This window comes from Mesorhizobium sp. M1A.F.Ca.IN.020.03.2.1, from assembly GCF_004023205.1.
GTDB lineage: Bacteria > Pseudomonadota > Alphaproteobacteria > Rhizobiales > Rhizobiaceae > Mesorhizobium.
The window spans coordinates 1-2,113 of sequence record NZ_RZSV01000421.1; the positions used below are offsets into that span (position 1 = coordinate 1).

General features: G+C 65.6%; 4 protein-coding genes. All 4 read right to left on the minus strand.

What is annotated here, in order from left to right; genetic code table 11:
• The coding region (locus tag EOA79_RS31580) for a HisA/HisF-related TIM barrel protein (protein WP_245489980.1) at nt 1-234 on the minus strand (234 nt) is incomplete at its 3' end.
• The gene (locus EOA79_RS31585; protein WP_095825518.1) at nt 234-1,073 is read right to left on the minus strand and encodes an arginase family protein; all 840 of its coding nucleotides are present in this window, start codon (nt 1,071-1,073) and stop codon (nt 234-236) included. The genes EOA79_RS31580 and EOA79_RS31585, both read right to left, overlap by 1 nt.
• Nucleotides 1,070-1,816 (minus strand): 1-(5-phosphoribosyl)-5-[(5-phosphoribosylamino)methylideneamino]imidazole-4-carboxamide isomerase, encoded by a 747-nt coding sequence (hisA, locus tag EOA79_RS31590; protein WP_127335645.1) that lies wholly within the window; start codon nt 1,814-1,816, stop codon nt 1,070-1,072. The genes EOA79_RS31585 and hisA overlap by 4 nt, the downstream gene beginning before the upstream one ends.
• A 2-nt stretch (nt 1,817-1,818) precedes the next feature.
• Nucleotides 1,819-2,109, minus strand: a complete 291-nt coding sequence (locus tag EOA79_RS31595) for a DUF1330 domain-containing protein (RefSeq protein WP_067002901.1) — start codon at nt 2,107-2,109, stop codon at nt 1,819-1,821.
• Nucleotides 2,110-2,113 lie beyond the last annotated feature (4 nt).

The window sequence follows — 2,113 nt, forward strand, 5'->3', positions numbered from 1 at the left end:
GGTCAGCGGCATGAAACATTGTTCGGCCGTGCGGGCGACCACGTCGAAGATCGTCTCGCGATTGTCGGACGATGCGGTGATGTCGAGGAAGCAGAGCTCGTCGGCGCCCGCCGCATCATAGGCCTTCGCCGCCTCGACCGGATCGCCGGCATCGACCAGGTCGACGAAATTGACGCCCTTGACCACGCGGCCGTTCTTGACGTCGAGACAGGGAATGACGCGGGCTTTCAGCATCAGCGCCCCTCCATGGTCGACAAAAGGTCGACCACCAGCGCGCCGACCTGCGGCGGCACCTCGCCCTTCGGGTCGAACGCCGGATCGTAGGCGGAAATGGTAAGCCCGGCGATGCTGAGCGGGCCGGCAAGGCCGCACATCGCGGTGCGGACCTGCTCCGGCGCCGGGCCGCCAGGCGTTGCGTAACGATTGGCCTGCAGCGTTTCCGGATCATGCACGTCGAGGTCGACATGCATATGAATGCGCTCGGCACCCGCGGCCTTCAGCTTCGCCGCGGCGGCTGCCCAGTCCTGACACTCGGTGCGGATGATAGGCAGCTTCTCCAAAAGCTCTTTCTCGGCCGTATCGAGGTCGCGTGCGTTGACCAGGACACAGCGGGCCGGCTCGATCGGCTTGAAGCCGGGAATCTGCGCCGCCATGCGCCGCCAACACAATCCAAGCGCCGTTGCCAGCGCCATGCCGTCGAGAAAGCCGGAGGTGGAGGTTTCCGGAGTGTTGAGGTCGCCATGCTGGTCGGCCCAGATGATGGCGTCCGCGCCTTCACCGGCCACCGCGCCCGCGCTGGTCAGGCAGTTGCCGGCCAGAACGATGGGAAAGCGGCCGTTGTCCAGCGCGATGCGGACCTCGCCCGAAACGACGTTGCAGACGGCAAATCCCGTGCCGATCTCGCGCTCCTGCTCGTCCTCGACGACCTTGCCGATGTCGCGCACCTCGACGTCGTGACCGGCAAGCTTCAGCGCCTCGGCCAGCCCGCCGGAGATCAGCGCATCGGGGCCTTGGCCACAGCGGCCGTGAAAGTGGCCGCTGTCATAGGACGCCAGGATGATCGAGATGTTCACGCTCGTGCCTCCGCGTTGTTGCCGCGCAGGATGGCGAGCGCCTCCGCCGGGTCGATGCGCCCGTCATAGAGCGCGCGACCGGAGATCGCACCCTCCAGGCGCTTCGCATCGGGCATGGTCATGCGCACGATGTCGGCGATGGAGGCCAATCCGCCGGAAGCGATCACCGGGATCGACACCGCCTCGGCAAGGTCGATGGTGGCATCCCAGTTGATGCCGGAGAGCACGCCGTCGCGGTCGATGTCGGTGTAAATGATGGCGGCCACGCCCGCACCTTCGAACTTCCTCGCCAATTCGATGACGCCGAGTTCCGAGGCTTCGGCCCAGCCCTCGACCGCCACCTTGCCGCCCTTGGCGTCGATGCCGACCGCTACCTTGCCGGGAAAGGTCCTGCATGCCTCCTTCACCAGTTCGGGCTCCCGCACCGCCACGGTCCCGAGGATGACTCGCGCCAGCCCGCGGTTCAGCCAGTCCTCGATCTGCGCCAGCGTGCGGATGCCCCCGCCGAGCTGCACCGGGTTCTTCGTCGCCTCGAGGATGGCGCCGACCGCCGCGGAATTGACGCTCTGTCCCTTGAAGGCGCCGTTGAGGTCGACGACGTGCAGCCATTCGAAGCCTTGCTCTTCGAAGGCTCGTGCCTGGGCCGCCGGGTCATCGTTGTAGATGGTGGCGGTTGCCATGTCGCCGTGCTTCAGGCGCACGCATTTGCCGTCCTTGAGGTCTATTGCCGGAAACAGGATCACGATCAGGCGCCCTCGACGATGGCGAAGTGGCCGGTCGATGCCGCCAGCCGGAATTTCAAGGCTTCCTGGTACTCGGGCGACTGATAGCAGGCGAGCGCCCTGTCGTAAGAATCGAACTCCACCACGACATGGCGGTTTCCCGTTGCCCCCTCCGGGTCGGTATGGCGGCCGGCCCGAACAGCAAACTTCGCGCCAAATTTGGCGAAGGCCTTCGCGTTGGCCTCGATGTATTTCTTGTAGGTGTCCGGGTCGCGGACATCGATCATGGCGATCCAGTAGCCCTTCTTGCTCATTCAG

Coding starts and splice junctions, on each gene's coding strand:
- EOA79_RS31595 (WP_067002901.1), bottom strand. CDS start 2,109: ATGAGCAAGAAGGGCTACTGGATCGCCATGATCGATGTCCGCGACCCG.